This window comes from Aquitalea sp. USM4 (assembly GCF_004328945.1).
GTDB lineage: Bacteria > Pseudomonadota > Gammaproteobacteria > Burkholderiales > Chromobacteriaceae > Aquitalea > Aquitalea pelogenes.
Genome location: NZ_CP029539.1, coordinates 2,429,292 through 2,454,946, shown reverse-complemented (window position 1 = coordinate 2,454,946; position 25,655 = coordinate 2,429,292). Strand labels below are relative to the sequence as shown.

Here is a 25,655-nt window from a genome sequence, read left to right as displayed (position 1 = left end):
ACCATGGCAACACGGCCACCCCGCTGCGGGTGGCCGCCAACAGGAGAAACACCCGTGGAATTCGTCTATCAATGTCAGAATCTGGATGAAGTGCGCACGCAAATCGACCGTATTGACCGTGCGCTGGTATCGCTGCTGGCCGAACGCGGCCTGTATGTGAAACAGGCCGCCCGCTTCAAGCACAGCAGCGAGGAAGTGGAAGGCGGCAAACGGGTGGATCAGGTGATGCGCCGGGTGGAAAAACTGGCGGGCGAACTGGGAGCAGACCCCAGGCTGACTGCCGAGGTGTACCGCACCATGATCAGCCACTTCATTGCCAGCGAGCTGCAGGAATTCGCCAGCATGGGCAAACCACTGCCCACGGCTTAGACTGTCAGCCTGTACTTATCCTTCAGGAAACGACCATGACGCTGCTGCGCCCCCTGCTGCTGGCTGCCAGCCTGTGCAGCCTGCTACCCCAGGCCCAGGCCGAAGAAGTCGGCAAGGTATCCACAACCTTCCGCCTGCTCAGCCCCAACGACAAGGTCGTGGTTGAGGCCTTCGACGACCCCTCGGTAGCCGGTGTGGCCTGTTATGTATCGCGCGCCCAGACCGGCGGCTACAGCGGTGCGGTAGGCCTGGCCAAGGACCCGTCGCGCTTTTCCGTCGCCTGCCGTCAGATTGGCACCATCAGCTTTGCCAAACCGCTGCCGAAACAGGAAGAAGTGTTCAAGGAGAGCGCGTCCTTCATCTTCAAGCATGTGCGGGTGGTGCGCATTGTCGATGCCAAACGCAATACCCTGGTGTATCTGACCTACTCCGACAAGCTGGTGGACGGCAGCCCGGACAATGCAGTCACCGCCGTACCGGTGAGCGGCCAGAACATTCCGCAGAAGTAAGCGGCGGTGTCGATGAACCACACACCGGACCGCCCCACCCTCACCCTGCAACTGGCTGGGCAGCTGTGGGATTTCCTGTCAGCAGGCCGGGGACATCAAGCCTGCGATGTGCTGGTGGTGTGCGGTTCTTATGACCTGAGAGTGGCAGAGCATGCTGCGGCCCTGCTGCAACAGGGCATTGCCCCGTACATGCTGATCAGCGGCAATACCGGCAACTGGACCCGCGATTTGTGGAACAGGCCGGAGGCCGATGTGTTTGCCGAGCGCGTGCTATCCCTCGGCATCAAGCCACAGCAAATAGTGCTGGAGCCGCAGGCACGCAGCTTTGCCGAGAATCTGGCCTTTGCCCGCGCCCTCTGCCCGGATGCACGGCGCGTTACCTTTGTCACCAAGCCCAACTCCATCCGCCGGGTGGCACAGACCCAGCCGATACACTGGCCGGATATCGACTTCTCCGTCGATGCGCCGGACTTCGCCTTTCCCTGGGGCGTGTCCAATATGGTGGGGGTATTTGGCCTGATCGAAGAAATGGTGGGCGATGTACACCGCCTGCTGCGCTATCCGCGGCTGGGTTTTCAGCAGGCGCTGCCCATTCCGGACGAGGTGCTGGATGCCTGGCAACAACTGATTGCGCTGGGTTACAACCGCCATCTGTTGCGCGGCAGCGCGCTGGATGACCTGCCTGGCCCAACAGCCCGGCCACCGTCTCCAGCGCGGCTACACCACAAGACAAATCAGATGTAATCTCCAGCCACCCCATGCATTCTCAGATCATGACCAGTGCTCGTGAATAACATCAAGCCTGATCATACCGATCGATATGCAATCAACAGTCAGCACATGCTTTGATAAAGGAATGGTTTGAGTACCATGAACTGCTGGCGAAATCGCTTATGACACCCCCACGGCCTGCAACCATCGCAGCGCCAACGCATCAGCACTACTCATGGTGGCGGGCAGTGGCGTTGCCTTCCAGTTGGCCCAGACAATATATTCGACCTCGCCGCTTGGGGTGGCAAACTGCTTGTATACATCCGGCATGATCGGAACATGGTCGCCATACCAGCACAGACTGGCCGGGTGCGAACACTTCTCCAGCGTCTGGCGCAGCGAAAGAATCATCCGGTCGGCATTACGCAAATGACGCAGATAAATGGTCAGATCGTCACAACCCTCTGGTGGCGCGGTGTGATACAGATCACCCACATCACCAGCCGCTACCTGCTCAAGATGCAAGGGGCCGTGATTTTCCATGGTAATGACAAAGACAAATAGTGGCTGCGTGGCCTCAAGCACAATGCGGTCAACCAGATTGGCCACTGCTGCGTCCCCCGTATAGGGTCCGGCGCGCATCGACTCATCAAAATGCCGGATATCCAGAAATTCATCAAAGCCAAGTTGCGGATAAACACGGTCACGACGATAAAAACTGGCCGGATACGGGTGAATACAGACTGTGCGATACCCAAGATGTTTGAGATGGCTTGCCAGCGAAGCCACAGTCCAACCGCCAGCAACAGTACGGTAAGGATTGAAGCGATGCACACCCAGTTGATCTGCCGCAATTCCGCTGAGAAAGGCAAATTCAGACCGTACCGTATTGGCCCCCCAGGCAGGAACCTGCAAAGGGCCATGCAGTACAGCATCCTCTTTGAGGCGGTCGTACTGCTGCAATACATCGGAACGAATACCGGCAAACAACTGGCGGGCATCGAAAAAGGACTCACTTTGTACCGCCAGCAAATGTGGCAATACCGTATCTGCTGGTGACTTCACCCGCGTACTGAATGGGGAAATTACCTGCGGAGTGCACTGCTCGGCCTCGGCGTAGCGCCACAAACTGGCCAGGAAACCCAGCGCGGGGATATCCAGTTCCGGTTTCAGGCTAACTGGATAACGCTGGCGCTGCCCCACATACAGTAGTAGCACTCCGGCAACCAACAGCAACAAGACGCCCCCCAACTGCCCACTCAAGTGCAACCGCAACACGGGTACTGATTCACCATACAAGCCGACACTCACCGCCAGCACAAAGCCGGCTACAGCAGCAAAAAACTTCCACCACCCGAGGAATGGAATATAAAGCCGTGGGTGCAGGATGGCATCAGTGAAGTATTCGTAGTCCTGAAAGACAAACGGCTCGCGCAGCGAATGCACCTTGGCATTGTTAACCAGCACTAGCAGCAACAGGAAAGCAGCAACTGCAGCCGCCGCAAACCAAGGACGCCCCAAAAGTAGCGTGAGCAAGGCATGCGCAGACATCACCAAGCCGACATGCAAGGCCCAGGCCGACCAGGGACGGCACACCCCAGGTTTTGGCACCATTAGCTGTTCTATCCCCAGAGACAGCACCAGCAACACCAGGCTTGCCATTATCACTGTGCCAAAAGCAAGCTCAATCACCATAACCCACCATGCGTACGATCAAGGACGACAAACCAGCGGGCAACACCGCCAGGAACCAGGACCCCAGATTCAGTGGGAAAGGAAAGCTGATACGTGCCTGGTTACGCTGCAAACCACGCCGGATGGTGCGGGCAGCACGCTGAGGCGTCCAAAGGAAGGGCTTTGGCCCGGGCATGGCATCACACATAGGCGATTTGACATAGCCAGGCATGATCACATTCACCCGGACTCCCTCGCTGGCCAGCCAGCCGCGCAGGGCCTCGCCATAAGCCTTTACACCTGCCTTGCTGGCAGAGTAAGCCGGCGTGACTGGCAAACCGAAATAACCCGCCAGAGAGCTGAGCAAAGCAATCTGCCCCTTACCGCGCTGCCGCATGGCAGGCAGCACCGCCTGGGCAATCAGCATGGCTGATTTCAGATTGACATCAAGCAGGGCCTCTACCTCGCTCCAGGGTTCCGGCTCACCCGCCGGACCGATATTAGTGTTCACCCCGGCATTGATAATCACCAGATCCAATACCTCCAAGTCCCGCAGCCAGCTGTCCAATGCAGCAAAATCACGTACATCCAGCTGCCGGGTCACTACCTCGGCACCCTTCTGACGGCAAGCAGTGGCAACCTCATTCAGCTTGGCAACATCCCGCCCCTGCAGATAAAGCGTTACCCCTGCTTGTGCATACTCCATGGCCAAGGCGGAACCGATAGCGCTGGTCGCTCCGGTAATCAAGACGGAGGGACTGGCGTGCTTAATCGCGCCCATGCTGCTGCCTTTCCTGCCAGGACCAATAGAGCACCATTGCAAAGCCCAGGCATACATTGATATTGAAAGAAATGAACAGGTAGTTTTTTTGCCAGATCGCCACGGCAATCGCCAGCAGCGAATACGCGAAAGTAATGATTTCTCCAGTCAGCAATATCACATTGATGTGGGGCATTGCCGCCCGATAAGCCGACTTGCCCTTGGGGGTACGATTAAACTCGTCATACACCCCCAACAAGGCACGTATACCGCCGGCAAAGTAATACCATGCCATGGGCGAAAACATCGCAACATAGCGATAGGTATCCCACAAGGTATGCCAGATGTGTTTCCTGCGCTGGATGCTGCAGCTCTTTTGAGCGGCAAACACATTATCCAGTGCCCACACCGAAACCAGCAGGGTGAAAACCAATACCACCCAATGCAAGACAGAACCTTCCACATGAATCAGATAACTCAAGGGCAAGCTGAGAAACACCAGCACATGAATAGAAGCAAGCAATACCGAAGAAAACATCATTGAAATAGCGTGCAAGCGCTTTAGCAGCGGCATTTCCTGCCGGAACATCTGCCGGCAATGCTTGAATGCACTGTGAATCAAGCCCCGTCCCCAGCGCTCGCGCTGAATACGGAAAGCGCTGATGGTTTCCGGTAATACCGACATGGAAACCACATCGCGCAGGTAGGCATATTTCCAGTGGCCCAACTGGGCGCGGTAGCCCAGATCCACATCCTCGGTAATGGTTGCCGCACTCCAGCCACCCAGTTGCTCCACACAGCTTTTACGCCAGACACAAGAGCTGCCACTGAGCGATGCCATATCACCGTCTTCACACAAACCCACGGTGACATACTGCTGATGCCCCATTTCCATGGCTTGAAAACGCGTAAGAAATGAAACATCACTGTTTTCATAGCCAATTCCAGTCTGCAAAAAACCCAGCGCGGGGTCAGCAAAACAAGGAATGGTCTTTAACAGGAAGTCTGCTGGCGGAACGAAATCAGCATCGAAAATGGCAAAAAAATCGCCATCAGACTGCTTAATGCCATGCAGCAGATTGCCAGCCTTGTAGCCCTGCCGGTCATGCCGCTGCACCAGGCGGATATTAACGCCCTGTCGCACATGAACGCCGATTCTGGCCTCCGCCAGAGCAGATGTCGCATCACTGGAATCATCAAGCACCAGGATCTCAAGCAGGTTGGCGGGATAGGACAAACGGCAGGCGGCATCGATCAGACGCTCAACAACATCCGATTCATTACAAATCGGCAGCAATATGGTTACCCTGGGCAATGCACTCGGATCGATATCCACAGCATGATGCGAAATTTCGGTCAGTTTACGCTGTTCGACCTTTCTGGAAATCAGTAAAACACGCAATTCCAGCAATACATACAAGGCAAAATAAATCACGACGACAAGGAAAAGACCTTGCGCCAGATAAGAAATAAATAACACCGTTGCAACCCAAAAGCTAAATGTTTACGGCTGCGCAAATCTGCTCCAGCCGGTGAGACCAGGTATGATTTTGTCTCACGTAGGTAGCACCAGCCTCGGCTCGCGCAAGATCGTCCGCAGAAGGCCCATACCGAAGGCGGGAAAACAGTTCTAACGCCTCTTCCCTGTTATTCACCACATGACAATAATCACGAAAATGCTTGTCAATCGCCCGGCTCGGATTCGTCACCGCGACACCACCACAAGCCAGGATTTCCAGCAAACGACGCGAGCACATGGTATCGGAATCGGTTACCGAATTGACATTCAATGATATCAAATGCGATTTGTACACGCTGGCGGTATCCCTATGCGCTACGCTGGAATGCAAACGCAAGCGTGTACACTTGGGAAAACGAAACTCGAAATGTCGTGACAGGCGATGATGGTTTCTGTCAAAAACATTCAGCCACAAATCAGACTCGGCGCAGGTATCGAATATCATATCGAGAAACTGCCGCCGCACATTCAGGATGCGCCGGTAATAGCTGCCGGTAAAACAAGCCTCGTGACGGGTAAAATTGAAGCCGGTGAACTGGTGAAATGCTGGCTGATATGGCATGGCCAGTGTTGCCACAGGCACCTGGGCGGGTAGCTGCTGCCGATATTGTTCGATACATTCTTTATCCGTGGTAAAGACAAAATCGAATGCCTTGGCCACCTCGATAAAATGGTCAAAATACGCCCCGTCGTCCTTGTTCCAGAACACAGTGGGAATACCCAACTGCCTGGCATGTGCCACAAGCTGGAAAATGGTTTTGGGCTGCCCCAGCCGCAACAGCTTCGACTGCTTGGCCAGCTCATAACGCCATTCACCACCAACGCCATGAAAAGTGGATTCAACAAACACCAGATCAGGCTGCCAGCCATTCAGTACATCCCTGAAATTGGTTGGTGTCATGACGCGAATCCGACATTCGGCTGACAGACAATCCGCCGTAAAATAATCGGTCACCAGCGCAATTTTAAGCTGGCCGAACGCACCAGCCTGCGCCACATCCTCTGGCAGCTGCGGAAACGTATATACCAGCGAACCCAATTTTCGAATTGCCCTGCCTATCATTCCACCTCACCTTTTAATACTGCACGCAGCAAATAATACTCTCACCATAAATATATGGCAAAAGAACATCAAAAATCCCCACCCCAACACCAATCGATACTTTACACAACTTCCACTTACCATTCTTTCTTGCAAGAATGAATCTATCGATATCTTATCCACTTATTTAAGCAGCTAATACATCAACCGAAACAACAAACATTCTCAATAACAATAGACTACACAAAAGAACTTCGAGCAACATCACCACTCACAATAAAAATATATTGAACTGTAAGAAAACCAATACAAATCTTACAATTCACCCACCGGACAATCTTTTCAGACGCCCTTCAATAAGAGGGATTTTATTTTCCCCAACAGCTCATCAAACACTTCAGGTGTCTCAGGCGCATGACCATTGCTGTCTCGATAAATTATTGAATAATAATTTTTATTTTTAGAAAAACCAGACACAGCCATTGGCAAATCAATCTGCTCAGCCAATGGCAAATAATGATTTACCCAATGATGAGAGTCCAAAACATTTTGCGCCAAAATTATTCTTGTAGATTTTATTTTTAATCTTTCTGCAATATTTGTGCGCTCTTTAAATCTACGTTCATCAAAAGAAGTTAGCTCAAAACATGTTGAAAGCAACTTATCAACATGTTGCTGACTAAATTTTAAAATATCAGTTTGAGGATTAATTGCCACGGATATTGCATCATCCAAGTAGGTTCCAAGCATTATTGCAGCAAATCCACCTGCAGACGACCCATATGTAATAACATTACCCTCACTCACCCCGACTGATCCGGCAAGTACTTTTACAAGATCTGCCATATCAGCCGTTGCGTCATGCTCTTGATTTCCCAAATACCAGCCAATAGAAATAGTAGGATCTAGGCATAACGTAGGATCGGAAATACAAAAAACCTTACCTGGAAATTGTTCTTTCCAACCCCATCGATTGAAATACGGGGGCGGCATTTTATCACGATCAACTGCCGCAGTTAAAAGAACAAAAATACTACTACTTGGATGTGGCGCATACAAACAGTGAAAATTATACTCCCCCGCACTTACATGCAACGGCATTGGCTTCTGAGCCTTACTTACTTTCTCACTAAATTCACTTAGTGAAATTACATCACCAAAAACAGGAGTCTCACCAGATAGTTTTTGAAAAATCTCCCCATTCTCATCCTTTACAAAACCTTGAATTCTATAAATACCTTCGATGCCATGATGAGCATACTTGATAGAATTTTCTTCACTATACCACTGCTGATCGATATACTCCCCATCTCGATAAATATAAAACGCGGCATTATCAACACACTTATTCTCTTCACTTACGATAGAACCAATAATTTCGGCATCAGTGGCATGAATTTTCACATTGAATTTCATTGTTAAATCTTTCAAATTATCATGAAGAGACATTTTACAACCACAATACTTCCAGTCTGGATCACCTCGCTAAGTGAGTCCACCCTTTACACTAGAAGTGTTATTAAATCACATGCGAGATAAAAAATATTAAGATCTAATATTGCACATCCAAGACAGCAGATCGCATCATCCGATTCGATACTCCTAGATAAATAAAACTAAAATTAACTAGAATAATATTCTTGACTACCACATAACTAACCAAATCACATCATTCCCAAATTTCTGAAAGCAAAAGCTATAACACTTTTTGCAATACAATATTGCATTAACGTTGCAAATAGTCATTAGCAATTGCAGATTGGCATTCCCTAATTATGCAATCACGACTATGCAGTTGGGTCTATTTCTGCCAGCTACTTATTTTTTTACGGGGACCACATAGTAATACATTCTCTACAAAAGGAGCCCAGCTTCGTTGGGTTGCTGCATATTCACGTGCACGGCTGCCCCGCTTCAACAGCTCCGCAGGGTCGGCAAAGACGCCAATAATCACCCGTGCCAGGTCTGCACTGTCTCCAGCCCGGAAAAACCAGCCAGCAGGATGACTACCCATTTCATCTCGAAACACAGGCAAGTCCGGCACAATAACCGGCTTGCCGGTAGCCAGTGCTTCCACCAGCTTGATCGGAGTCACGATCTGGCACACCTTGAAAGGCTTGCGTGGAATACACACCACAGCACATTTCTCCAGATGGGTACGGGTTGCCTCTGGTGTCTGCTTGCCCAGAAAGCTCACAGTTCCAAAAAGGCCAAGTCGCTGAACCTGCTCTTCCAACTGCGCGCGCACTTCGCCATCACCAATAATCTCCAGACGAACCGGGCAGCCCTGCTGACGTGCCAGAGCTACGGCATCAATCAAGGTATCCAGCCCCTCATATCCCAGCAGTGAGCCAGCATAGGCCAGCGTATGCGGCACAACCTTCGCGGCATCAGCCGGTACAAACCGCTGCGGATCAACACAATTGGGCAGCAAATCAATACGCGCTGGGTCTACCCCCCAGTGCTCCTGCACATAGCGCCCCAACTGTTCGGATATCACGAACAAGCGATCAGCATGGCGTGCCACCAGCGCCTCCAGCTGCAAACCCTGCACATACCCTTGCGAACCCTCATAGTCTGGAATGCGGGAAATACGGGTTAACTCCCACAAACCACGCATTTCATACTGAAAAGGAATACCCAGGCGTCGCGCAGCCAACAAGGCAGGCAATGCATTGACATGGTTTGATGCTGCATGAATGGCCACCACACCGTGGCGCTGCGCAAAATCTGCCACCACCTTCGATGCCTGCAGCGCATATTGCAAGACAGGCCTGTTGTTCAAGGGTGCACGGACATGCTGATAGAACACATCGTCCCTTGTCGTGGACTCTGCCGCAGGATCGCAACGCCGGTCGTTACGATCCCAGGGGTAGCCGGGCCGGGTCAGTACATGGACGTTCGCACCGCTGGCACGCAAGGCAAGAATCACCTCATGAGTGCGCGTGGTATAGCCACTGATATGGTAAGGCAGCGAACTGGCCGGTACATAAAGCATGGCCCCTGTCGCATGGTGCGTCTGACGCTTTCTTGCAAGCAAACGCAATCGCCAGTCCAGCACATGTACGGTCAGCCAACGATTAAATGCCAGCCATGGCTCACCCATCCATGAGCGTAAAAACCAACTCAGCACAATCAGCCCCCCAGCCCGGCGACAGCATTCAGCTCGGCCAGCGCCAGATCCACTGACGGCGACAGCTTGATACGACCACGAGCATGCAGATCCAGAAAATCCGCACTGGTAATTACGTCGTAATCCTTGCTCAGGCGAGCCAGTAGTTTGCGATAACCCTCCAGTCTCTCATCATCCTTGTACATGGCATGGCCCTGCTCATCCCAATGCAGCAAAGACCACGAATGCAGCAGAAACACCGCGAACCCAGGGCTACCACTGAGCGTATCCAGCAGCAACTTGCCCCACCACGGACGAAAGCGGAAATAACTGGACTCTGGATAGGTCAGCCGTGCCCACCACTCCGGCTTGCCCACCTTGGGCAGGATTTTCTTCTCGGTCATCGGGATTTCAATCACCCCGTTCGACCAGCTGAATGGCAGATTGGTAGGCTGGCTGAATCCACACTGCCCGGCATGCACCGCGCACATCGAATTATTGAAAGACAGCGCAATCCCCGCTGCTTTCAGCGCACGGATAGTGCTGGCATTCCAGCGAAAAGAACCCGCACGATGCGACAGCAAAGGTTTGCCAGTAACCTGCTCGATCAAACCACCAAAGTGGCGGATGACAAACTCTGCCCGGCCATCATCAGCATACTGATTCATATACGAAGGGCGATTTTCCAGGCCATGCTCGGCCCAGAAACTGTCTGGCAGATACTCCGGATGCGTATGCAACTGCACATCCTGCCCGGCAGCATCCAGCCAGCGGACCACCTCCCGGGTTTCATCCAGATAGGCGTAAGACCCGCACTGATCGACAAAGAAAACCTGCTTGATGCCAAACTCGTCGCCAACAGAACACATTTCACCAATGCCGGCAGTGCCGTTGGCGTGACGCCCCCACATCAGGCGATTGACATGATCCTCTGCCGCACGCTTTGGTAGTGCCTCGGTATCTACCGTAATCATTGCATATCTATTAGTCATTTTTCCATTTCGCAAGATTGGTATCCACTGATTCTATAATCTTAATTTTCCCCCTCGAATACAGATCGAGAAATTCCTGCGTTGTAATCACATCAAAATCTTTACTAACTCGGGAAAGTAATTGGGCATATCCATTCATTTTTTCATCACTTCTATATACGGCATGGCCATCCTCATCCCATTCAAGAAAAGACCACGAGTGCAAAAGAAATACTGAGACAATTGATGGATAAAATAAAGAAGATGAAAAAAATGACTTCACAACACTCGGGTAATGAAAATAATTAGAAGGCGGATAGGTAAGACTAACCCATCTTTCATTACGGTTAGCTCTAGCCGGGATCAGCTTTTCTGTAAGTGGTAGTTCAATAACAGCGTTAGACCAGAAAAATGGCCCACCTTGAGGATTACTATAAACACACTGACCAGAATGAAAAGCTCGCATTGAATTATTAAAGGAAAGTGGTATTCCAACATTTTTCATTGCATCTAGAATAATTGAATTCCAACGAAATGAACCAGCTCGAAAAGCATTAATTTTCTTACCAGTACAGTTAGAAATCAAATTACCAAAGTATGTCAGAACAAACTCAGCACGAGCAAGATCCAAGTTTTCATTCATTAATGCTGGCTGATGTGACAATCCCTGCTGATGCCAAAAGACATCAGGCAAAACTTCAGGATGGGCATGTAACTGAACATCTTGTCCATTAGAATCTAACCAATGCACTACCTGCAACATGTCTTCTTTTAATGAATACGCACCGCACAAATCTACAAAAAAAGTATGTTTTACATTATAGTCATTACCGATCGAGCACATTTCGCGAACACCAGCCGACCCATTATCAAACTGACCCCAGACTAATTTTTTTAGATGATCACTAGCAGCACGCTTTGGCAATGCCTCGACATCCACAGTCAAAAATGCATAACGAGAAGGACCGATGATATTAAACAAGATAGCTCTCTTATAAAATTAATTCATTAATATAACAAAAGAAAGATCAAAGTCTTGCCAGCACAAAAACACCCCCACCATAAAATGGCTGAAAAGATAGCATCTGAAAATCAGTCCCTTTAAAGGAATTCAAAACGAATTTATCATCCCAATGCTCCACATTCAGTTCAGCATTAATCATTAAAAACAGCAAATCACCACGCTGCGTTGAGGCTGAAATCTTTGAACGGAGATCAGCAATTTTACTCTTAAATTTTTCTACCGGTACTGCAGCAAAGACTACATTACCATTCTCACCACTACCAACCGCCTCAACCACACAGAAAATATTACCCACAGACCTATTTGAACAAAGCCTGCCTATCACATCAGCTACCAAAGCGCAGTCCTTATCACTTATACCACGCCACCATTCCGGCAAGAAGGAAAAGCAGAAATTATGCTGGATAGTACTAATATTTGCACATAATTTATTTTCAAATTTGCTCTTAAATAGTTTGCTCTTTATCTTTTTTTCGGTATTTTTATTACTCTTCACCGACTCCAAACTGAGCATTTCTAAATATTTCCTCTCTAAAATACGAGCTACCTTTTCATCATCTGCTATGCAAAATGATGCATCTCTAAATCCTGTATTTTTCTTGAAAAAATAATAGTTAGCATACTGAGGACGCCCCATCCACATATAATGCAAATACAAGATATCTGGCCGGCTCTCACGTAGATACTCCCTTAACTTGAAAATTAATAAATTCATTACACCACGATCCAAATATTCCTTATGCCCCATGATAAAATTAAAACTTGCAACCTCCCCAAAAAATCTTACAGTACAAAATGCCACTATTCTATCCACATCAAAAATACCAAACAAACGCTCTTGGTGAAACTCACAAAGACCGTTTGTCCAAACGGGAATTTTATAATTCTCATCATACCATTCGCTCTTTACTTTCCCTCCAGAACGAACATCAGTGCTAACCAAAATTTCACGAATACCCTGCCAATGATCGGCCTTATCAATTTCTCTGAAAGAGAATTTATTGGATGTCGCCTTATTAATCAATGATCGCCCGACATCATCCAACAATCGACCATGTTGGAAATCACTTTTACGCAAATCTATTACAGCATAATCTGCCAAGTACAACGCAACATGGCTATCACTCAACAATTCAGAAACATTTAGCGTGTAAAATCTAGCTTCCTTTCTTAACTTCAACGAATTAAAGAATAGTTCACCGTACCTTTGACAATCACATTGACACTTTTCGTTAACATTGTCTTTCGTTGTAAAAACAGGATTACTATTTCCTAAAATAGAAAAAAATTCATTAATGGCCAATCGATCCATTTCCCTGCCCTTACAAATCAAACCAGATCAGAAAATATAGTTTTTATTGATTTAACAAAGTCACCAACATTATACCTTGAGGCAACAAAATCAAAACCAGCTTTTGCATGATTTAAAAACTCAACCTTGCTTTTACTTAAATAACTTATCTTTCTTACTATTTCATTTGAATTATTGAATATATACTCAGATGGCCAAATATACTCAGCACCCGGCCAGTGCTTAACTAATGATACGCACCCGCTAGCAAATCCATCAGCAATCGCCAAGTGAAAACTTTCAGGGCCGGGAAATCCATAATCAGAGTCACTAACAGAAAGAACAAAGCCGACATTTTCAGATGCCAACGCAATTTTTATATTAGAATGACCAAGAAAATGAACTACATTTTCAAGTCCATTATTTTTAATGTACTCATTACATTTTGTAAAATACTTCATCTCAGACTCGTCACGCACTACCCAGCTCAACTCCTCTGGACGTTTTCCAAATACTTTCAGTACGAACCGCGAATTCGACTTATGAAGCTCATTTAAAATATGCAGCGCTTCTAAAAAACCTTTACGCGCAGGCAATATTCCAATCAATCCGATTGTAAATAATCTATCATCACACCAGCTTCGGTCATAATTTTCATATCGAACATAGTTATGTACAAGCCGAACATCAGATCGTTTAATATTATTAAATCTCTCGAGCAATCGTTCAAAGAAAAAAGTTGATACCACAATAAATCTGTCAACATTTTTCATAACCTGAGCTTCACCATGAGTGCGGCCAAGCTCCATTCGATGCATTCTCACAACGAGGCGTTGATTTGATTTTTTATTTTTTGCATACCATTCAGCATTGCCTAGCAACCACTCGCACCATATATATTCTGCCCATTCAAGGCTTGCACGACTAGCAGCCTCATCATGTGAATGATGACCTTTCCATTCATCAATTCGGATATCAAACACCTTTTCAAGTTCAGGTATGGCGTCTGTAATGAACTTTAGATCATGCCCGGCAATTAACAATCTAGGCCTAATCACTCGCTCAAAAGCAAAAAAATCATTATCCCTTACCGCCATCAAAACTTCTGAAATTCTATTTGAGTATGAAAATCTACAAATAGCACTCCAGTTCTTATTAACAAATTGACTTAACGCATTAAAGACGACTTCATCTACATCATCTCCACACTTGAAAATAAGGGATTCAATTGCAAACCTTAAACCAACCTTTAAACGTATATTTATATAATCGACACCAACTGGCTTTAAAATGCTTTGCACAGACTCCCAAACTTCAAGGTGATTTTCCAATGATCGCCTATCGTAATGCTGTGTCGTTGAAGGAGTCATAGCTAATGACTTGTGATATATATAAACTGGACTTTCAAAATATTCTACTACATTAGCAACAGCCAGCACTCTTGAAAGAAATATTGTATCTTCCCCAGTTTTTAAATGTTCAGGCCATTCAATATGCGAATTTCTCAGCAAATCACCACGAATGAAACTATCCACCGTGGTACTTTGGTTAGCAATAATTTTTTCCACACGCAGCTGAGTCGACGTACAGTCTTCCCAGTTATTTATTTTATTTACAACGCGACGACTCTTCCCATCATCGATAACAATGGGTGATCGAACAACACATGCATTCCTAGCTTCTGCAAAATCAAATAAGTCGATTAATTTATCAAAAATTAATTCATCATCACAATCAAGAAAATATATATACTTCCCTATAGAGGCTTGAATGCCATAATTACGCGGACGAGAAGGAGAACCACTATTACTCCCTAAACGAACTACCTTCCAATTTTTTTGATTTTTACAAACTTCATCGAGAAGATCTCCAGTACCATCAAGAGAATGGTCATCCACAAAAATGACTTCAATCTGCTCACTATCAAAATCCAATTTTTTAAGGGATGCCAAGCAGCGACTTATTTTACCAATCGCATTAAAACACGCAACGATGATTGATATTTTCATAAACTAAACCAAGTAAGCCATCCTATTTAAATGCGCATTGAGTAACCAGACTGGCAACTCAGAGGCCGAATCAATTATCAAACTTTCAGAATCAATTGTTTTTATACTATATCTTATCTCATCCACATCCGTTAAAGATATTGGAAATTGATTCATATATTGCAAATGCAACAATGCCGAACGTATGCGCATTAAATCAGGGAATTTTCCAGAAACAACAGAAACAAAGTGACTTGTTTCAATAGGGAAGTAGCGACCCAATACAGCATAGTGTTTGATATGACTACAAGATGTAACCGCAATATTAAAACGGTTAAATTCTTGATATAGCTCTGCGACGGCAATACAACTCATACTTTCGCTAGCAATCAACAATAAGCGACTACCTGGCAAATAAACCTGATTAAGCTGGTACCATGCAACAGCCTTTCTTGCTTCTAAACGATCATTTACTTTCACAGCAACCGTGATCGAGACTTCTCTTTCCACACATGAAAAACCAATTTTATTTAAAATAGTATTCCAGCGATTTTTATATGTATGCTCAGAAAGAACCAAATCTAGTGCACGCTGCCGTAAATTGTTAATTTGACTATCTGACAGACTACGCAGCCGCCCAGGCTCAACATCTGGATATACGATTAAGTCCCCAAACAAATTATTAGTGCCTTGGGAAAAATTCGAAACCACTAGAGTATTTGATGACATCAGTTCAAAAACTCTTCTTGCAAACATTGTTTTAGAATTTTTAACTGTATTAAAATTCAAGCCAAACTTACTAGATTTATATACATCAGGCATCAAAGCATGAGGCTTAGAAGGCTTCAGCATTTTTTGGTATTTTTGAGGCCAACAATGCAATTCATCTTGACCACCATAAAATCTGTCGTAAATTTCAACATCAAATCCATCTGTGATAATGCTATCTAGGATAGACTCCATATCGATACAGCGCTGCTGGTGATTCCCATACCAACTACCAGCAAATACAATACTTGATGATCTCGACTGATTCTCCACCGGGTTAAATAATAGAGGGTTCGTTGCAAATGGAAGAGCCCAAACATTATTCACACCATGTACAGTTCGATAACTCTCTTCACATTCCTCCGCGGTTGTAAATACAAAATCAAACTCTTTTGCCGTTTTGACAAAATCATGAACTTTATCATCATGATGAGTAGGATCTTCTTTATTCCAAAAAATAGTTGGAATTCCATTCGTACGACAATAAGAAATTATATCTAACAGTGCTGATCTGTTTTCACGCTTAAAATTGCAACTTGCATAAACCTGCCCCTTCCAGGGCCGCTTTTCTGAATCAGTCCCTGACCAGGCTGACTCACAAAAAAAGATATCAGGTTGATGTGTATCGAAGAGTTCACGCCAATTATCAGGATTAACGTATAGTGCTTGAAATACATTTGAAAAACTATTGCTAGTAAACTCATCGGCAACAAGTGCAACAACTAGCGAGTCCGAAAATAATTGGCCACTCTCGTCACACAACTTCCGATTCGGCTCACGAAGCACCCTACCACTATTTACATCCCAGTATCTATTTCGACAAAGTTGAGTATTAGCTGAGAAAAATTTATGTCCGATAGAATTTCCAGCTTGCTGATAATTATCCAATGCCATTTCATAGTCACCTCTACAAAATGCATCATATGCGCGACGAACAATACTCATTTACGTGGATACCTTTGTACGCAGTTACCGCAACAAACCAACAACATCAATGACATTTTCACGCTCACTTAATTTAATCTTTAGCTCATCGAAGACTTTATGTTTAACTATGACACAAACAATATCAGCCACCTTAATTGCTTCCGACATATCAGCCAGTAAACATTTACCAGATAGCACTTCGACCGGAAGGCTCTTTATATTAGGCTCAACAACAAGCGTTTTTACTCCAAGCTTATTTATGTTTTTAACAATTTCTACGGCTGGACTTTCGCGCAAATCATCGATATCCGGCTTGAAAGCAAGACCAAGGCACGCGATGCTGATATCAGCCATTGTCATGCCTGGTTTATTTCGTAGTACATCACCAATGACGCTTTTTATTTTTGTAATAACCCACTCTGGCTTACCATCATTCACCTCACGCGCGGTACGAATAATACGTGCCTGTTCTGGCGTGGTATCTACGATAAACCATGGGTCGACAGCAATGCAGTGACCGCCGACACCTGCTCCGGGCTGCAGGATATTGACGCGCGGGTGGCGGTTGGCCAGCTGAATCAGCTCCCACACATTGATATCCAGCTTGTCGCAAATCAGTGAGAGTTCATTGGCAAAGGCGATATTGACGTCACGGAAGCTGTTCTCTGTCAGCTTGCACATTTCTGCAGTACGGGCATTGGTGGCTACCAGTGCACCTTCGACAAAAGTTTGGTACAGGGCGATAGCCTTGGTGGAGGCTGCCTTGGTCATGCCACCGATTACGCGGTCGTTACTGACCAACTCATGCACCACGCGGCCCGGTAATACGCGCTCCGGACAATAGGCAATCTGGATATCTGCATCCTCCCCGGCTTGCTGCGGGAAGCTAAGGTCACTACGAGCCGCCGCTAACCAGGCAGCCAGTTTTTCAGTCGCTCCTACCGGCGAGGTAGACTCGAGGATCACCAGATTACCCTTCTGCAAAACTGGTGCCAGTGCGTGCGCAGCTGCTTCGATATAGCGCAGGTCTGCCTTGTGCTCATCCATAAAGGGTGTCGGCACGGCAATCAGAAAGGCATCTGCTGGCTCTGGCTGTGTAGTGGCGCGCAAATAGCCTTCTGCAACAGCGGCATGTACCAGGATATCGAGCTCTGGTTCGACAATATGAATCTTGCCCTGATTGATGGTATCTACCGCATGTTGATTAATATCGACACCGATGACATGTTTTTTTCTGGAGGCAAACAGTGTGGCCGTCGGCAAGCCGATATAGCCCAGACCGATCATGGAAATGGTATTAAACATGAGATTTATCCAAAAATTATTTTTACTGTGACAATAAGGTGTTCGCAGTCAAGCGAGTGGCAAAGCGGTGTATCGACCTTCTTATGCCGCACCGGCAAAAGACTTCAGGATTTCCTTTATCCGCATGGCGGCCAGGCCATCCCCATAGGGGTTATGGGCGCGCGTCATTTGCTGATAGGCTTCCTGATTATCCAAAAGGTGGCATGTTTCACGAATGATGGTATTACTGTCTGTGCCAACCAATTTAACCGTTCCGGCTTCGACAGCCTCCGGGCGTTCTGTAGTATCTCGCATCACCAGGACCGGTTTACCCAGCGAGGGAGCTTCTTCCTGGACACCGCCTGAATCGGTAATGACTAGCTGGCAGCGCTGCATCAGGTAAACAAAGGGAAGATAGTCTTGCGGTGGAATCAGATGCACTCGCTGCACGCCAGACAAAATACGCTGCACGGGTTGCTGTACATTTGGATTAAGATGTACCGGAAAAACCACTTGCACATCACTTCGCCCTGCAATTTCACGCAGGGCATGACAGATGTTTTCAAAACCGGAACCAAAATTCTCCCGACGATGACCGGTAACCAGGATGATGCTTTTGTCTGAATGCAGAAAATCAAAACGGCTTGCCATTTCGGCACTGACACGTGCATCACTTTTTACCCGCTCGGCCACTTCCAGCAAGGAGTCGATGACCGTATTACCGGTAATATGAATGCTGGCGCCGTCCACTCCTTCACGCAGCAAATTGGCATATGCTTGCTGGGTGGGTGCAAAATGGATGTCGGCTACTGCACCGGCGATGCAGCGGTTCATTTCTTCCGGCCAAGGGGAATATTTATCATGTGTACGCAGACCTGCTTCCACATGTGCAACCGGAATTTTGGCGTAATAGGCTGACAGGCTGGCAGCCAGCGTAGTGGTGGTGTCGCCATGTACCAGAATGATGTCTGGTTTCCACTGCTGATAAATGGTGCGCATGCCCAGCAGCACATTGCAGGTGATATCGCTCAGGTCCTGCCCAGGCTTCATCAGGTTCAGATCGAAATCCGGCTGGATGGAGAATATTTCCAGTACCTGGTCCAGCATTTCCCGATGCTGCGCTGTTACACACACTTTGGCTTCAAAAAATGGGTCTGCCGATAGCGCCTTGACAACGGGTGCCATTTTGATGGCTTCCGGGCGCGTACCAAATATGGCCAAAACCTTCAATTTTTTATTAATCATATTACTTCTCAGTATTTTCAAAATTTAACCGTAACAGGCAGGCTTTTTTCTCTAGATGATTAAATTCGATATGCTGGTATTTTATTTTTCTCTCATCCAATAAAGCCATCCAGCGTCTGACAATTTCTTGCTCTTCCTGCCGCAAATAATCATCCATCAGAAAATCGATACAATCATTTTCACCACAGGCAGCGAGAACCTGAGGTAACGCCGGATAACGCGCATGTTTGCCCACAGCAGATGGCGGGCCATCAACGATCACCAGTATCCGACGCGTCTGGTCACCCATTTCCTGCCGGTAAGCACGGATGGTTTCACCACAGGAATAATATGCAAATGGCTCATCCTCCTTGGTTTGCCAGCTTTCAAGGGGGGCAAGTACTACATTGGCGTAGCGCTGCAAGCCGGACTGGGTAATCAGTTTGCGGGTTTTTCCTGCGTATTCATCCAGGTGATCAAAAGTCAGCAGGCTAACTGCGGAGCCATTCTGGCGCCGCGCAGCACGCTCCAGTGCTTTGGCCACGATCAGGGATGAAGTACCGGAGCCGAACTCGATAATGCCGTCATAGACATTCTGTTCGATCAGGTTAATCAGCAGGACGCCGAAGTCTGGACTGATTGGCCATTTATGCATATCAGGCAAAATGGTTTCGTCGCCCAGATAATGCTGTAACCGGATACAGGCCTCCAGCTGGCGCATGGAATTTTCGACACTGTTTCTGCTGGAATTTTCCAGTTTGCTTATTTTTTCTTCGAAAAATGCAATCAGTTCTTCGTTATTCTGTTCTTTCAGTGTAAATACGGTCTTTTTCAGATCAATACTTCCCTCTCCAGCCAGCCGAATACCAATTGCGAGGGCTTCCATATGGGGAAGTGTGCGGAAAGCCAGTCGAAAACGTCCGTTCGTTACCGGAACAGATTGGGAATCTTCCCGCTTGCCACCCGCGTATTGAAACAACCAAACCACTGGCTTGCTATTACCTTGCTGCGCGATAGTCCCGCTGAGCAAATAGGCAGTATCTGCCGTCAGTGTGAGTTGTTGATCCTGCGGAGGCTTTTCAAAATTGCCATTACCATTGCTGACCAAATACATGGGCGCATTGTTTTCGGTTTTGTATTCCAGCAGTTCCGGTTTGGCGTTCACCCAGTCTGGCTTGTTGCTGTTAAACCCCATGTTCATCAGCCCGGCATTGTCCAGGCGGAAAGTCAGGCTGATGCAATATTCAGTCTTGCTGATGGTTTGGCGGGCAATCTGTGCTGCACCTGTCGGTGCAGATACCGGCAGGGCAAGAAGCTTGGCTACGACATCGATTTGCGCTAATTGCTCGTTCTGGCGAGCCTTGGCCAGCAGCCGGATATCCGCCCCCGGAGTACCCACTCCTACTGAGGACTCGAAGTGCTTGAGCATGCGCACCTTTTGTCCGGTCAGCGCCGCTGCGCGTCCCAGACTGTTGTGTACCCCGGCAATCAGGATGCGGGCCAGATTGGTCTTGCTGGCTCCCCAGCGGGTGGCAAAACGCAGCAACTGCTGAGCTTCATGCACATTGCCGCTTTGCAAATGTCCGGCTGCCACAAATAGCGCCAGCTTTGCCCGATCAGGGTGGTGCTGGATGGTGTCGAACAGGATGGATGTCAGGCTTTCCCAGTCACCAAACTGCCATTGACTGCGGGCACGTTCGACCAGATGTTCGTCAAAAGGAACCAGTGTTTGTGGAGAGTCTATTTCCAGTTGCTCATCCAAGCCGGTACGCAATGTGCTGTCCAGCGCCTTGCCTTTCGCCGCGGTCACAGCCCATCCTCCTTCAGGACCATTACCTTGATCAGATCAAGCTGCGCCTCTGCACGGACCAGCTCTTCCTGCATGTGTTGCTGGCGAACGATCAGCTCGGCTTCCGACTCCTGACGCTGCTGAATCTGCACTTCCAGCTCACTGATGCGCTTGTTGCGCTCATTGAGTAATTTGGATTGATCGTCACTACGCGCAGCAAGACCTGCAATATCGGCTTCCAGCTTGGCCTTGGCCTGCTGTAATGCTTCGATGGCATCAAATTGCTGGGTGGCAAATGCCTGACGCTCAGTTTGTACTGCACTCAGTTCAGTCTGCAGCACGGCCAGCTGTGCGGCCTGTGCATTCTTGTCCAGTTCCAGTGCTGCATTGGCCTGCTGTAATGCTTCGATGGCAGCAAGTTGCTGGGTGGCAAATGCCTGACGCTCAGCTTGTACTGCACTCAGTTCAGTCTGCAACGCGGCCAGCTGTGCCGCCTGTGCATTCTTGTCCAGCTCCAGTGCTGCATTGGCCTGCTGTAAAGCTTCGATGGCAGCAAGTTGCTGGGTGGCAAATGCCTGACGCTCAGCTTGTACTGCACTCAGTTCAGTCTGCAGCGCAGCCAGCTGTGCAGCCTGTGCATTCTTGTCCAGCTCCAGTGCTGCATTGGCCTGCTGCAGGGCGTCGATAGTGCAAGCCTGCTCAGAAGCGTAGGCAGCACGCTCGGCTTGTACTGTGTCCAGTTCAGCCTGTAAAGCAGCCAAGGCCATCTGACCTGATTGCAGCTGCTCAGCCTGTTTGAGTTCTATTGTGACTAGTTGTTTGAGCAAACTCTCACGTTCATGCTCCAACGCTTTTGCACTACGGCTGTGCTCGTCACATCTGGCCAAAAGCAATGCATTTTCCTGCTCCAGCACAACGGACTGTCGATGATGGCTTTCCACCGCCTCTTGCAGTTGATGGACTTGAGCAAGCAGCAGATTTTGCTCTTCTTGCAGCTGGGTGTTTTCCTGCTTCAGAGCCAAAACACTCTGGCTGATGCCCGCCAATTCACTTTGGCTATCGGCAAGTGCGGCCTGCTGCTGCAGGAATCGCTGCTGCCAACTGTCCGCATCCTGTTGCCACCGGGCCTGATCCTGCTTGAGTTGTGTGATCTCTTGCTGACTGGCTTCCAGCTGTTGTCCCTGTGCGGCACACTGCTCAGTCAATTGCCTGATCGTTGCCTCTACTTTGGCCTGCTTTTCGGCATAACCGGTTTGCCGCTTCGCCTGCAACTTGCGCCAGTATTCGGCCTCATGCTTTATCTGGCGGATTTGCTTGGCCTCAGACTCGCTGATCTGGATATCGGTGGGCAATGCTTCCAGCATTGCCTCAGCTTCTGCCAGTTCACCCGCTTCATGCAGCCGAAAGGCCAACCATTTCAAACGATAGGGTTTGGGATCCAGTGCATAAGCACGCCGCGAAACCTCGGCAGCATGGTGGCTGTCCTTGTTTACCAAGCTGCGTGCCAGGGCAGTGTAAGCATTGGCCTGGATTAGTGGTGAGCATGCCGACTTTTCTAGCAAAGCCTCCACCGCAGGCAGGCCTCCAGACTCCCAAGCCTCCACCACCTTGCCAAAACTCTTGCCCCCCAATGCTGCCGGGGGTGGCTTATGATATGAGCGCCATACTCCCCACAGCTTGCCGGGCAAGGACCACAGGCTGGCAGGGCGATCTACACTGTGGATCAACAATGTTCCCAGCTTGTTGTGAAGGCTTCCTGCGCTTTCGCACTGATACAGCTGTGCCTGCACTTCCAGCTTGGTTTGCAAACGAGTGTTTTCTGCCAGGACATCTGGCATTTCCTCATCGACCCAAAGCAATTTCTGGCCAGATGGCAAGACTCCCACGGTTGCATCATTAGCCTGATGCAACCGTTCCAGTTCTTCCTGTACCAGGTGCAACTGTTCGATAAGCATTTTGTTTTCATCAGCCAAGGCTTGCGACTGGCTCTCGACGGCAGCTGGCCCAGACTTGTTCAGATTCTGAATTTTTTGCATGGAAATTCTCAGGGAGTCATCAATCTAGGTGGTCCAGCACAATGCCTTCCAACAACTTGAGCGTGCCTGCCAGCATGGCGGCGATGATCAAGGTAGCCAGAATGTTGTAAAGGCGGCGTGGTTCAAGCGGAAACTCCGGCAGGCTGGGGGATTGCAATACAGAAACCTTGTCCAGCATGCGTGCTGCATCGAAACGCCCCTTTTCCAGGGCTGCCAGCGACGACTTGTACACATCCTGCTTGAAGGCTGCGTCCATCTGCAGGCGCTGGAACTCTTCCATGGATACGTTCAGCGTCTTGCCAGAAGGGTTTGCCAAACGTGCCTTCTCCTGGGCAATCTGGCTATTCACAGAGCTGATAGCCTGGCGGAGCATTACCAGATTGGGGTGGTCCGCATCCAGTGACTTGGGCAAGGTGGCCAATTGGGTTTGCAGTTGGGCTCGCTGGCTTTCCAGTCCGGAAATAATGCTGTTAATGCTTTCCGCCGTAGCCTGTGGCGAGAGCAAACCCTTTTTGTTCTGGTATTCCACCAGTAGCTGATTAGCCTGCTGTGAGCGTTGCTGTGAAATTTGTACCTGATTGACCAGATAATTAACCTGCGTCTCGGCCATTTCATGGCCTAGCTGGTTCATATACCGTTCGCCCTCAGCAACCATTGCAGCAGCAATAGCCTGTGCAGTTTTTGCATCGTAGGCTTGCACCTTGACGCGCAGCACACCGGCAAACTCGTCATAATCAACACTCACCCGCTTTTCGAAATAGCGCTGGAACAGCTCCATCGGCGTGTCTTCTTGCCACAGCCGGGAAAATATATCGTAACGACTATCACTATAATGGCGACGCAGCTTCAGTTTGCTATCCAGCTTTTTCAGCATATCCACAGACAAGAGATATTCCCGCAGCAATAGCTGGTCTGGCCGACTGGCAGAAGATACCCCCGAAATCAGCAAGGGAAGGTCTACACTTTGCTGGCTAAGCGAATCCGTTTTGCGAATGATCATGCTGGCACTCGATTCGTAGCGATCAGAGGCAATAACTAACCAATAGCCACAGATCAATACGGCCAGAATGAATACCAGCTGAATCAGGCGGCTGAATATCCTGATCGAAAACAAATCACTGTGAATACGACTAAATAGCTTTCCCATACCAGTCAGTTTCTTTTCATTGCTCGAATTAGGGTGATTTATCATTTGGGCAAGGTATCCCGATAGGCTTTCAGCGCATCTTCGATATCGTCGAACCAATGTGCCTTGCCATCATGAATCCAGACACCAGCCTGGCAAAAATCCCGGAGAGTACCTTCATCATGGGCAACCATGATCAGGCCGGCCTGAGAAGTCATGGACTTGAAAGCATTGGCTGCCTTTTGTCTGAATGCGGCATCGCCGGCTGCCGTGACTTCGTCTGAGATATAAACATCAAAGTCGAAAGCCAGCGACAAACCAAACTGCAGACGGGAACGCATGCCGGAAGAATAGGTACTGACAGGCTCATCAAAAGCGGCACCCAATTCGGAAAAGTCCTGAATAAATGCCAACCGGTCTGCCAGATCGGCCTGGTGCCCATGAACACGGCAAACGAATTTAGCGTTTTGTCGTCCGCTAAGGGTGCCCTCCAGCCCGCCCTGCCCCATAGGCCAGGACACCTTGCAACGACGCTCGATGCTGCCCTTGGTTGGATGATCGGCCCCACCAATCATGCGCAACAACGTGGATTTCCCTGCGCCATTTTTACCGATAAGGCCAACATTCAAATGACGGGGAATGGTGAAATTGACGCCTTGCAGCACCCACTTCCCCATGCCGTGCTCAGTTTTATAACGTTTGTGTACGTCGTTAACGATAATCATTGAGTTACCAGTTTCAAATCAAATCGCCGGTACAGCATCAACCCCAGCAATATGCTGACCAGGGCCCAGCCATATAGATACGCCATGCTGGTACTAGGCGCTGCATGGTAATACGGTGAATAAGCTTGCCTTACCAATTCGAGACCATGGGAAATTGGATTGAACATCAACCAATCCTGATAGGGCTGCGGGATTGAGCCTATGGGCATGATGACACCGGAAATAAGATAGAGCGGCAACATTAATATCTTGAGGATATGTTCGGTTTCCGGTACCAGTGCCATAAGTACCGATGAAACCAGCCCATACCCAACACCGAACAGCCATAACCCCAACAGTGCCACCACGACCTGAATCAGATCCGCCGGAATGACATCATGCCCAAGCAAGGATGCAGCCACCAAAATGATGGCTGATACCAGCACCATCAAGAAACCTTCCAGCCCACCTCGCACAATAGCGGTATCAAATGGCCGGACCTGCCGGTATGCAAACATCGGGCTATTACAATCCACGGCGTACATCACCTGAATACCCGTACGGCGAAACAGGAAAAATGCCAGCATGCCGACAATAATCCATACCGTAGTATCTGCACCGGCGATGCGATGCAGACGCACTACGGTAAACAATGCGGTGATAAAGCCGATATGCATTACCGGCTCCATCAGCAGCCAGAACCAGGCTGCACGCATGTCAAACAAGCGATCCAGTGCCTCGCGCAGGAAAATGGCACGCCAGACATCAAGAGTAATTGCCAACGGATTTCTTGGATTAGCCATGACTTCTTGCTTCTTGATATTCAA

General features: G+C 48.4%; 21 protein-coding genes. 3 read left to right on the top strand and 18 right to left on the bottom strand.

Annotated features, from left to right (window positions below; genetic code table 11):
- Positions 1-54: 54 nt before the first annotated feature.
- The 3 genes from DKK66_RS11370 to DKK66_RS11360 are packed head-to-tail and all read left to right on the top strand — an operon-like array spanning position 55 to position 1,622.
- On the top strand, positions 55-369 hold the full coding sequence (locus tag DKK66_RS11370; protein WP_089085528.1) for a chorismate mutase: 315 nt from the start codon (positions 55-57) through the stop codon (positions 367-369).
- Positions 370-404: 35 nt separating this feature from the next.
- Positions 405-878 (top strand): CreA family protein, encoded by a 474-nt coding sequence (locus tag DKK66_RS11365; RefSeq protein ID WP_045847248.1) that lies wholly within the window; start codon positions 405-407, stop codon positions 876-878.
- Positions 879-890: 12 nt separating this feature from the next.
- Positions 891-1,622: a YdcF family protein gene (locus DKK66_RS11360; RefSeq protein ID WP_131358126.1), complete on the top strand. Its 732-nt coding sequence runs from the start codon at positions 891-893 to the stop codon at positions 1,620-1,622.
- A 147-nt stretch (positions 1,623-1,769) separates the two neighbouring features.
- Here DKK66_RS11360 and DKK66_RS11355 read toward each other — a convergent pair whose 3' ends face one another.
- From DKK66_RS11355 to DKK66_RS11270, 18 genes are all read right to left on the bottom strand, one after another.
- A complete protein-coding gene (locus DKK66_RS11355; protein WP_242673483.1) occupies positions 1,770-3,251 on the bottom strand; it encodes an LTA synthase family protein in 1,482 nt (493 codons plus the stop codon).
- A gap of 22 nt (positions 3,252-3,273) precedes the next feature.
- Positions 3,274-4,044, bottom strand: a complete 771-nt coding sequence (locus tag DKK66_RS11350; protein WP_131358121.1) for an SDR family oxidoreductase — start codon at positions 4,042-4,044, stop codon at positions 3,274-3,276.
- Positions 4,031-5,503, bottom strand: a complete 1,473-nt coding sequence (locus DKK66_RS11345; RefSeq protein ID WP_131358119.1) for a glycosyltransferase — start codon at positions 5,501-5,503, stop codon at positions 4,031-4,033. Before DKK66_RS11345 ends, DKK66_RS11350 begins: the two co-directional genes overlap by 14 nt.
- 16 nt (positions 5,504-5,519) lie before the next feature.
- Positions 5,520-6,605 carry a glycosyltransferase gene (locus DKK66_RS11340; protein ID WP_131358117.1) on the bottom strand — a complete coding sequence of 362 codons (1,086 nt, stop codon included), beginning with the start codon at positions 6,603-6,605 and terminating at the stop codon, positions 5,520-5,522.
- A 321-nt stretch (positions 6,606-6,926) separates the two neighbouring features.
- Positions 6,927-8,033 carry a hypothetical protein gene (locus DKK66_RS11335; protein WP_131358115.1) on the bottom strand — a complete coding sequence of 369 codons (1,107 nt, stop codon included), beginning with the start codon at positions 8,031-8,033 and terminating at the stop codon, positions 6,927-6,929.
- Between the two features lie 352 nt (positions 8,034-8,385).
- Positions 8,386-9,717, bottom strand: coding sequence for a glycosyltransferase family 4 protein (locus DKK66_RS11330; RefSeq protein WP_242673482.1), 1,332 nt, complete (start codon positions 9,715-9,717; stop codon positions 8,386-8,388).
- A gap of 2 nt (positions 9,718-9,719) precedes the next feature.
- On the bottom strand, positions 9,720-10,703 hold the full coding sequence (locus tag DKK66_RS11325; RefSeq protein WP_242673481.1) for a polysaccharide deacetylase: 984 nt from the start codon (positions 10,701-10,703) through the stop codon (positions 9,720-9,722).
- Positions 10,681-11,649, bottom strand: a complete 969-nt coding sequence (locus DKK66_RS11320; RefSeq protein WP_242673480.1) for a polysaccharide deacetylase — start codon at positions 11,647-11,649, stop codon at positions 10,681-10,683. Before DKK66_RS11320 ends, DKK66_RS11325 begins: the two co-directional genes overlap by 23 nt.
- A gap of 46 nt (positions 11,650-11,695) precedes the next feature.
- Complete coding sequence (locus DKK66_RS11315) at positions 11,696-13,003, bottom strand: hypothetical protein (protein ID WP_131358105.1); 1,308 nt, start codon at positions 13,001-13,003, stop codon at positions 11,696-11,698.
- 17 nt (positions 13,004-13,020) lie between these two features.
- Entirely contained in the window at positions 13,021-14,991 is a 1,971-nt protein-coding gene (locus tag DKK66_RS11310) for a glycosyltransferase (protein WP_131358103.1), read from the bottom strand.
- Between the two features lie 3 nt (positions 14,992-14,994).
- A complete protein-coding gene (locus DKK66_RS11305) occupies positions 14,995-16,683 on the bottom strand; it encodes a glycosyltransferase (protein WP_131358100.1) in 1,689 nt (562 codons plus the stop codon).
- A 24-nt stretch (positions 16,684-16,707) separates the two neighbouring features.
- Positions 16,708-17,970: a UDP-N-acetyl-D-mannosamine dehydrogenase gene (wecC, locus tag DKK66_RS11300; protein WP_131358097.1), complete on the bottom strand. Its 1,263-nt coding sequence runs from the start codon at positions 17,968-17,970 to the stop codon at positions 16,708-16,710.
- Positions 17,971-18,051: 81 nt separating this feature from the next.
- Positions 18,052-19,194 carry a non-hydrolyzing UDP-N-acetylglucosamine 2-epimerase gene (gene wecB, locus DKK66_RS11295; RefSeq protein ID WP_131358094.1) on the bottom strand — a complete coding sequence of 381 codons (1,143 nt, stop codon included), beginning with the start codon at positions 19,192-19,194 and terminating at the stop codon, positions 18,052-18,054.
- Between the two features lies 1 nt (position 19,195).
- On the bottom strand, positions 19,196-20,983 hold the full coding sequence (locus tag DKK66_RS11290; RefSeq protein WP_131358091.1) for a hypothetical protein: 1,788 nt from the start codon (positions 20,981-20,983) through the stop codon (positions 19,196-19,198).
- Entirely contained in the window at positions 20,980-22,998 is a 2,019-nt protein-coding gene (locus DKK66_RS11285) for a hypothetical protein (protein WP_131358088.1), read from the bottom strand. The genes DKK66_RS11290 and DKK66_RS11285 overlap by 4 nt, the downstream gene beginning before the upstream one ends.
- Before the next feature lie 19 nt (positions 22,999-23,017).
- Positions 23,018-24,145, bottom strand: coding sequence for a chain-length determining protein (locus tag DKK66_RS11280; RefSeq protein WP_131358085.1), 1,128 nt, complete (start codon positions 24,143-24,145; stop codon positions 23,018-23,020).
- A gap of 41 nt (positions 24,146-24,186) precedes the next feature.
- Positions 24,187-24,849, bottom strand: a complete 663-nt coding sequence (locus tag DKK66_RS11275; protein ID WP_131358082.1) for an ABC transporter ATP-binding protein — start codon at positions 24,847-24,849, stop codon at positions 24,187-24,189.
- On the bottom strand, positions 24,846-25,655 hold the full coding sequence (locus tag DKK66_RS11270; RefSeq protein ID WP_242673479.1) for an ABC transporter permease: 810 nt from the start codon (positions 25,653-25,655) through the stop codon (positions 24,846-24,848). The genes DKK66_RS11275 and DKK66_RS11270 overlap by 4 nt, the downstream gene beginning before the upstream one ends.

Bases quoted from the DNA above. Each gene is read 5' to 3' on its own strand.
- DKK66_RS11365 (WP_045847248.1), top strand. From the start codon at position 405: ATGACGCTGCTGCGCCCCCTGCTGCTGGCTGCCAGCCTGTGCAGCCTG.
- DKK66_RS11360 (WP_131358126.1), top strand. From the start codon at position 891: ATGAACCACACACCGGACCGCCCCACCCTCACCCTGCAACTGGCTGGG.
- DKK66_RS11355 (WP_242673483.1), bottom strand. From the start codon at position 3,251: ATGGCAAGCCTGGTGTTGCTGGTGCTGTCTCTGGGGATAGAACAGCTA.
- DKK66_RS11350 (WP_131358121.1), bottom strand. From the start codon at position 4,044: ATGGGCGCGATTAAGCACGCCAGTCCCTCCGTCTTGATTACCGGAGCG.
- DKK66_RS11340 (WP_131358117.1), bottom strand. From the start codon at position 6,605: ATGATAGGCAGGGCAATTCGAAAATTGGGTTCGCTGGTATATACGTTT.
- DKK66_RS11335 (WP_131358115.1), bottom strand. From the start codon at position 8,033: ATGTCTCTTCATGATAATTTGAAAGATTTAACAATGAAATTCAATGTG.
- DKK66_RS11315 (WP_131358105.1), bottom strand. From the start codon at position 13,003: ATGGATCGATTGGCCATTAATGAATTTTTTTCTATTTTAGGAAATAGT.
- DKK66_RS11310 (WP_131358103.1), bottom strand. From the start codon at position 14,991: ATGAAAATATCAATCATCGTTGCGTGTTTTAATGCGATTGGTAAAATA.
- DKK66_RS11305 (WP_131358100.1), bottom strand. From the start codon at position 16,683: ATGAGTATTGTTCGTCGCGCATATGATGCATTTTGTAGAGGTGACTAT.
- wecC (WP_131358097.1), bottom strand. From the start codon at position 17,970: ATGTTTAATACCATTTCCATGATCGGTCTGGGCTATATCGGCTTGCCG.
- wecB (WP_131358094.1), bottom strand. From the start codon at position 19,194: ATGATTAATAAAAAATTGAAGGTTTTGGCCATATTTGGTACGCGCCCG.
- DKK66_RS11285 (WP_131358088.1), bottom strand. From the start codon at position 22,998: ATGCAAAAAATTCAGAATCTGAACAAGTCTGGGCCAGCTGCCGTCGAG.
- DKK66_RS11280 (WP_131358085.1), bottom strand. From the start codon at position 24,145: ATGGGAAAGCTATTTAGTCGTATTCACAGTGATTTGTTTTCGATCAGG.
- DKK66_RS11275 (WP_131358082.1), bottom strand. From the start codon at position 24,849: ATGATTATCGTTAACGACGTACACAAACGTTATAAAACTGAGCACGGC.